The 7,706-nt window shown below is 45.0% G+C and carries 7 protein-coding genes and 1 pseudogene; 7 read left to right on the plus strand and 1 reads right to left on the minus strand.

What is annotated here, in order from left to right:
• From A3751_RS03950 to A3751_RS03965, 4 genes and pseudogenes are all read left to right on the plus strand, one after another.
• Window positions 1-772 (plus strand): annotated as a pseudogene (locus A3751_RS03950) (hypothetical protein); the annotation flags it as partial.
• Window positions 773-1,033: 261 nt separating this feature from the next.
• Complete coding sequence (locus A3751_RS03955) at window positions 1,034-1,705, plus strand: RimK/LysX family protein (protein ID WP_068452378.1); 672 nt, start codon at window positions 1,034-1,036, stop codon at window positions 1,703-1,705.
• Between the two features lie 10 nt (window positions 1,706-1,715).
• Complete coding sequence (locus A3751_RS03960) at window positions 1,716-3,233, plus strand: UUP1 family membrane protein (protein ID WP_068452381.1); 1,518 nt, start codon at window positions 1,716-1,718, stop codon at window positions 3,231-3,233.
• Window positions 3,234-3,286: 53 nt separating this feature from the next.
• Window positions 3,287-4,186 carry an alpha-L-glutamate ligase-like protein gene (locus tag A3751_RS03965; protein ID WP_082863044.1) on the plus strand — a complete coding sequence of 300 codons (900 nt, stop codon included), beginning with the start codon at window positions 3,287-3,289 and terminating at the stop codon, window positions 4,184-4,186.
• A gap of 20 nt (window positions 4,187-4,206) precedes the next feature.
• Here the strand turns inward: A3751_RS03965 and A3751_RS03970 are convergent, their stop codons facing one another.
• Window positions 4,207-5,190 carry an integron integrase gene (locus tag A3751_RS03970; protein WP_068452387.1) on the minus strand — a complete coding sequence of 328 codons (984 nt, stop codon included), beginning with the start codon at window positions 5,188-5,190 and terminating at the stop codon, window positions 4,207-4,209.
• 333 nt (window positions 5,191-5,523) lie between these two features.
• Between A3751_RS03970 and A3751_RS03975 the strand changes: the two genes are divergently transcribed.
• The 3 genes from A3751_RS03975 to A3751_RS03985 form a co-directional block, all read left to right on the plus strand.
• The gene (locus A3751_RS03975; RefSeq protein WP_068548036.1) at window positions 5,524-5,922 is read left to right on the plus strand and encodes a hypothetical protein; all 399 of its coding nucleotides are present in this window, start codon (window positions 5,524-5,526) and stop codon (window positions 5,920-5,922) included.
• Between the two features lie 546 nt (window positions 5,923-6,468).
• Entirely contained in the window at window positions 6,469-6,924 is a 456-nt protein-coding gene (locus tag A3751_RS03980; protein ID WP_068452401.1) for a hypothetical protein, read from the plus strand.
• A 65-nt stretch (window positions 6,925-6,989) separates the two neighbouring features.
• On the plus strand, window positions 6,990-7,706 hold a 717-nt coding region (locus tag A3751_RS03985), incomplete at its 3' end, for a hypothetical protein (RefSeq protein ID WP_068452404.1).

The raw sequence follows: 7,706 nt of genomic DNA on the forward strand, positions 1-7,706 counted from the left end.
GCATTTTGATTTTCAGCGTACACCAGGGGATTTAGGTGCACAATTGCTCGAAAGCAACGAGATAAAACGGCTTTCTCCGCTATATAACCGGCGCCTTAGACGAACTCGAAAACTGTTTAGCTATGAAGTACAACCTGGCCCCTATGGCTTTAAGCTCGTCACCATTCGAGAAACAAAAAGCGACCAAGCACCTGACGAGAATGTCGGTCTTTTTCGCAGCCCGCGTCAAGCGAGCAAGCGTTTAGAAAAACTCGCAGACGACTACTTTCTTTGCTTTAAGTTACTCGGCCTTGAAGGACATCCTGAAGATCAAAGCCCCTGCTTTCGACGCCAACTAAAACGCTGCTTCGGTGCCTGTGAAGGCGCGGAAGCACCCGAGGACTACAACGCGCGACTCGCCGTCGCGATGAGTCAGCAACAGCTCGTACTTTGGCCCTTTGACACACCGATTTTAATCGAAGAAGTCGACCCTAGCGATGCTGAATTCAAGCACTTTCATCTGGTAGATCAGTGGCGCTACCTAGGTCGCGTTATGAATGAGGAAGAGCTACACGAAAAGGGCTATTACAGTCTTCGAAAGACAAGCAACCTAGCCCCGCATAATACACATCAACAGGAAGAGGAGCTCTACATCGATCCTGCTGCTGAGCCGAATTTCGATCTAGACATCTACCACATTCTACTGCGCTTTTTGCTAAAGCCGGAACAGCGCCAATTAAATCAATTACGCATTCACACGCTTCATAAAACCAACTCAAATACTGACGACTGATCGCACAGGCTCGATTATTTCAACGAAAGCCCCAACTGTTTAACAATTCTTGATCGATCAACTCCTCCACGAGGCGAAGATTTTGGTAGACTTGCGCCCGCTTTAGGTTTTGCTTCGTCCACACAGATTCTCTTGCCCTCGCGCAGACTCCTCCTCGGTCGTGAGGTAAGTGTATACATTCGAGCAGAACCTTTGTCAGATTAACGACTAACGCGAATCAAACACAGTTGATTGAGGCGCGTTTAGGTTTCCGGAGAACACATGCTGCCGCGTTTGCCACTATGGATACTTTGCGCCTTTGCACTCTCTGCGTGCTCTGTTTTTGAAACGCGTGAACCCTTGGCTGAACCAGAAATCAAAATTGTCAAAGAGATCGTCGTTAAGGAAGTACCACAAGAATGCCCAATTTGTGCTGCCCTTCCTGAAAGGCCAGACAAAGCGAACGCTCTGAAGTCATGCGAACCGATTCAGGCAAAACCCAAGAAACCAACCCAAAAGAAGGGCCCGGTTACAACAACGCGACTCCCGATCATCGGAGAGGTTGAGTGGGTCTCTATCAACCAGAAAGCACATAGATTTAAAGCGCGCATCGACACCGGAGCAGCGACGAGTTCTATTCACGCAGAAGACATTAAGCTATTCGAGAGAGACGGAAGAACATGGGCGGCCTTTAATATCAAACCTCATCGTTCGAAAAACAGTGTCCGCATCAAAGCGCCCGTGGTGCGTAAAGTGAGTATTAAGCAACATGATCGCAACTCAGACCGTCGCCATGTAGTAGAGCTTACTCTCATGATGGGCAACATCGAGATGCGCACCGAAGTGAACCTAAATGATCGCTCCGAGTTCGTATATCCTCTACTTATTGGACGAAGCTTTCTTGAAGGGCATGCTGTCGTTGACACTAGCCAACGCTTCATGATGCTAGATTGATGAACGCGCTATGAATTCACGTATCCAGATTAGCGTTTTTATTTGCATCCTCATCATCTTGGGTGTGGGCGCCATCGCCTATAAAAATCAAGTTCTTTCCTTCCCCCTGTCCACTAGCGAAGACCAAGAAGTCTGGTCAGTCGAAATCAAGCTATCGTTTGAATCTACAGAAGATGTCGTCACGGTCGCATTAAATGCAGCCGACATAAACCCCTATCGAAGAACACGAATTACCGAACATTCAGGGCCATTCCAACGCAAAAAAACAAGGTTGGAAAACAACTATGAAACGGTCTCGTTCGAGGGCGAAATGCCGCCTGGTAAACAAGAGCTGCTCATCCGTTACGAAACCTGGTTTTTGAGTCATAACGACTACGAACACGCCAAACCAGAGCCACTGGCAGAGCCGGAGTTCTTGGACGAGGAAAAGCAATCTGTTAAAGACATTACCGCCCGGCTAAACCGCCTCTCTTCCCCCAAAGAGAAAGCGCTCGCACTCTTGGATATGATGCACACCTCCGAGCCAAGTATCCGCCGCTTGCTCAGTGAAAAAGCCCGCCTCAAGGAACGGCTTGCGCTTGCTCAAAACATATTGGCCCTCGCTGGCGTACACACAAAAACCGCACAAGGCCTAATGCTACGTGACCGCAAACGGAACACGCCCATTCAGCAGTTTTTGCTTGTACATGAAGATGGCGCGTGGCTCACCATTGATGCGCAAGAAGAGTATGTTGTAGAGCCAAATCGGCTGATGTTGTTTCAAGAGGGTAACGAGCCGCTCATTGAAATTTATGGAGGCCGCAATGCAGAGCTTCGGTTTTCGATGCTGCGAGAATACCGCAACGCGCTTAACGCCTCTGTGGAGGACCAAGGCGCGTCAAAAAGCTTGTTTATCGACTTCTCCATTTATTCACTACCTATTTCCGAGCAAAGCACCTTTAAACTGCTACTCATCATCCCTCTTGGTGCGCTCGTGGTCGTTATTTTGCGTAATCTGGTGGGTATTCGCACCTCCGGTACGTTTATGCCAGTGCTAATTGCATTGGTGTTTTTGCAAACCGAGCTTATTGAGGGCCTAACGCTCTTTATCCTCGTGATTAGTATTGGGCTCTTGCTGCGCTCTTGGTTAAGCCGACTAAACCTATTGCTCGTACCGCGTATTGCCTCTGTATTGGTGTTCGTCATCATCATCTTTGCCGCCATCGGTATCGCCAGCCATAAACTGGGCATTCCTTGGGGGCTTAAAGTCACCTTCTTCCCAATGATTATTACCGCTTGGACGGTCGAGCGATTATCCATTTTATGGGAAGAGGAAGGGCCGCGAGAAGTTGCCATTCAAGGATTCGGCAGTTTATTCACCGCAATCCTAAGCTATCTATTAATGAGCAACCGATATGTTGAGGACTTCGTATTCCTTTACCCCGAAAGTTTGCTGTTAGTGCTCGCTGCGATTTTGACCATTGGCAATTACAACGGCTACCGGTTAAGCGATTTACGCCGTTTTAAATCAATATTGGAACATCACTAGTCGTGTTCGGCTTCGCTAACCCTCGCCAACTAAAGCGCTTAGGCGTTATTGGCATGAACCGGCGGAACATTCAGTTGATTGCCGCAAACAACCCGCGTCACTTGTACCCTCTCGTCGACAACAAACTTAGAACCAAAGAACTGTGTTTGAAAACAGGCATTGCCACGCCGGAACTACTCGCTGTTTTTAATGCGCAATACGAGCTGCGCAAACTGAGTGCAACACTCGAACGCCTGGACGGTTTTGTCATCAAGCCGGCTCAAGGAAGCGGTGGTAAGGGGATACTGGTCATTGTTGGCCGAGAGGGCGATGACTTTCTTCGTACCGACGGCTCGAAGATCGACATCAGTGGCATTCGTCGTCACATCTCCAATATTTTGAGTGGACTATATAGCTTGGGCGGCAGAAATGATGTCGCCATCGTTGAAGCGCTCGTGCATTTTGCGCCTTGTTTTGAAGGCATGAGTTTTGAAGGTGTGCCGGACATCCGGGTCATTGTTTATCAAGGCTACCCAGTCATGGCGATGACTCGCCTATCAACGCATGCCTCTCATGGCAAAGCCAATCTTCACCAAGGAGCCGTAGGTGTCGGCCTGAATATTCAAAACGGCACAACCTTGCGTGCAGTGATGCGTGACAACCCGATTACCTTTCACCCAGACACAGGAAAAGACTTAACGGCGCTAAATATTCCGCATTGGAACGAATTGCTCAGCCTTTCTGCACGCTGTTATGAAATGACAGGCCTGGGTTACCTAGGCGTAGATCTCGTCTTGGACGAAAAACTGGGGCCACTTCTAATGGAATTAAACGCTCGGCCCGGCTTAGCTATTCAGTTAGCCAATGGCCAAGGCCTCCTGCCAAGAATCAAAACGATTGACGCAACAGCAAAACAGAAACATCGATCACCGAATCAACGTGTGCTGTATAGTCAAGCGCTCTTTGGCGCGTAAACCAAGCGCCACGAACACAACTACTGATCCATTGGGCTCACCACGCCACGCTCCTGAATACCCACAACATGCGTATAGATCTGCGTCGTTGCGATATTGCTATGCCCTAGCATCTCTTGAATAGCGCGAATATCCGTTCCGTTTCGCAACAGATTGGTCGCAAAACTATGCCGAAAAGTATGGCAACCGGCCTTTTTATAGATATGTGCTGCACGAATGGCTTTGGCAACAGCACGCTGGATTTGCTGTTCACCTATGTGGTGTCGACGTTCAATGCTCGATCGAGGATCGATGGATAAATGTTGTGCGGGAAAAACATATTGCCATTTTGGTTCTCGAGCTGCATTCGGGTATTTTCGGTTGAGTGCATCCGGCAAATACACCTCACCAAAACCACGTTCCAAATCTTGTTTGTGAAGCGCAAGAGCGAACTCAATCTGGCTTCGAAGAGGTTTCACCAGACTTTTGGGTAGCAGTGTGCGCCGCCACTTCATGCCTTTACTCTCCCTAATGATCAAGCAGGTGTTAGAGAAGTCGATGTCTTGCACGCGTAATCGAACCGACTCCATAACGCGCAAACCCGAACCGTACATAAGCGAAGCCGCCAGATAGTGAACGCCTTTTAACTGAGAGATTACGGAGCATGCTTCATCATGACTAAATACTGTAGGAATTGTTTGCATCTTCCTGCTGTAATCAAAGTTCAGCTCACCAAGATCGATGCGCAGAAACTGCTTATATAGGAACACCAATGCATTCAGAGCAGTTTTTTGTGTGTTAATGGATACAGACCTTCTCAGGACGAGATGACTTAAGTACGCATCGACTTCCAGTGCTCCCATCTCATTAGGGTGTTTTCGATCGTGAAAACGAATGAAATCTACAACCCATGAACAGTAAGTTTTCTCGGTAGCGTAAGCCATATGCTTGGCGCGAATGAATAATCTGAACTGATCTAAAAGACGCGGCGAATTGAACGAAATAGGTTTGCGGACGTCATCCATGACAAGCTCCTAGACTGTTTTTATATACAGTAAAAACAAGAGAGAATTATGTCAAGATCGTTGAGGATATACGTCGCAAGACGCGTATAAACCAGAAGAGAATCCCTGCGCTCATAAGTGGCTGATTTAAATGACTTAGTCAGCTTTTTACCGAGATATTGAAAAATGGGATATACGTCGCGAGACGCACTTCCAAAACGACACTTTTAAACTTAGGATGGAAAGCTCAACGATGGTTGGACCTACCAAGTAAGTAAGGAACAACAATCAAAAAAATATACCGTCGTAAGACGTGCGTCGCGAGACGTATATTCAAATGTTATAGGTCTTAAAATGTCTATAGATCAAATACCAACCATGTATCTCATACTATGGAGATACTGGGGCATTAACCAAGAGGCTGCTTCAACAGAGCTTAATCGTCGTGGCTTTGGTAATTTTGCTCGACTCCTACTTAAAGTGTTGGCACTTCCTTTTGTTTCGCATGATCGCTTTATATTAATCATACAAGCCGAGGAGCATATTGAAGGTATTGAGCATACAACTATTAAAAAGAGCGCTTTGTATTCTCTGGCTTGGTCATTACCACTAGTTGCAGGCACGGCATTCGTTATTTATCCAACACCTTTATTCTATCTTTATGCTTTCGGTGCATGGCCAATAAGCGGTATCTTTTTGGCCTATATGGGCTTCAGTATCCTCAGTGATGAGTCACAACCGAATGCCCTATAACAAGGCCAGCCAGCATCACTTTCTGCGGTCGCTGGACCTCGTTTCACTCGGCCGCTGCTGGCGGCGTTATATTTTCAAGGAAGGATCTAATTGGAACTACTACCTTTACTCCTAAAATTTCTGATTTTTATCTATTGTGTAAACCACTTATTAGAAAACGATAAACCCAGAAAAACAGCATTTATATACGCGTCTGTATACGCGGTAATTAGCATTGTTTATACGTTATTTTCGGGCTCAATTTCTGCTTCTTCTTTTGTAACTATTACTGCAGATTTCATATTTGATTTCCTGTATGCGTATTTATGGTTTTGGTTAATGCATCGCTACAAAGCAAACAAAGCTGCTTTTTATTCAATAATTACTATTGGCATAATCATAAGTTCTGCACTCAAATTCTGGGCTGTTAGTCTGCAGTAAATGTTCAAACTAAATAAATATAACAAGGCCAGCCAGCAACGCCCCAACAAGTTGGGGCTGGACCTCGTTTCACTCGGCCGCTGCTGGCGGCGTTATGGTGAAAATTAATCATTCAGGGAGATATTGATGATTGAATTAGATGTTAAAGCGACCGATCTAGAATCAGAAGCTTGGTTTGTAATTAGTGAGTTTGGTGATGAAGCATACGAAGATGCGAAAGATTTGTTTGATGAGTCAATTAAGCTAGGTAATGATGGAGCTTATTCTGGGCTTGCTGAAGTAGTAGAAGATCTGACTAGAGAGCAGAGATATAACTATCTAAGTAAGGCAGCACGTTTTGGAAGATTAGATGCGATAGCCAATATTGTAAATATGGTCTCTGAAACTGATGACAATGAAAATCTTTATATGTGGTGTTATATACTCGAGAATAATAGTCAATCTACCTTTAATATGCAGGCAACAACAAAGAACTTGGATGAAGTTTTATCTTCAGATCAAATAGCTATAGCAACAAAAAAGGCAGAGGCGTTTGCAAAAAAAGTTATTGAAGATGGCCATAAGTTTTCAGAAGGATATTGAAACCATAACAAAGCCTTACATGGGATAAACCCATGAAGGCGGCGTTATATCTCTAAAGGGACTTTATGAGCAAAGTTAAGATTAAGTTAGTATCTATCGGTCATTTGCCGTTGGGGTTTGATCCGAAGAAGATCAAAAATTTCTCTTCTTCATTATTTGAAGTAATTGAAAAAATTGATAATCATGAGTTGCGATGTAATTCAGATGGTTTTGACTGGGAATTTTCTGATCATCTTGTTAGAGAACAAATGCCCAAACTAAATGGCGCAGACTTCATGATTGCAATTGTTAACGTTCCATTGGAAGACAATTGGTACTCCCGTAGATTAGGTGGCAACCAAGTGATTTTCACGTTTTACGAAATCAAAGAAATATTGCAGAGTGCTAATATTCCTTTGGAAAATGTCATTTATCGCCTCCTCAATGCCTACACTTTTGCATATAAAAGAAACAATCATAAGATCCCTGAATTTCATGAAATGACAGATTTTACCCATGATGAAACACGTGGGTGTATTTTTGACATGAACGGGATTAAATCAGACCTGGTTGCTTCATGTCACAATCCAATAATTTGTAGCGAGTGCAAAGAAAAACTTAGGCGAGATCGAGTTTCAAATGACGACATAGAGTCAGCTGAAAAGGATATTAAAAAAATCCGAAAAGACCTTTACTTTCGTATTCTAGATAAGGTTAAGCGCCATCCAATATCGGCTTTAAGTCTTTCAAGTTTGTTTGCCTTCTTACTTGGGGTTGCTGGCTCAATCACTGGGTCTTATTTA

This window comes from Oleiphilus sp. HI0080 (genome assembly GCF_001635135.1).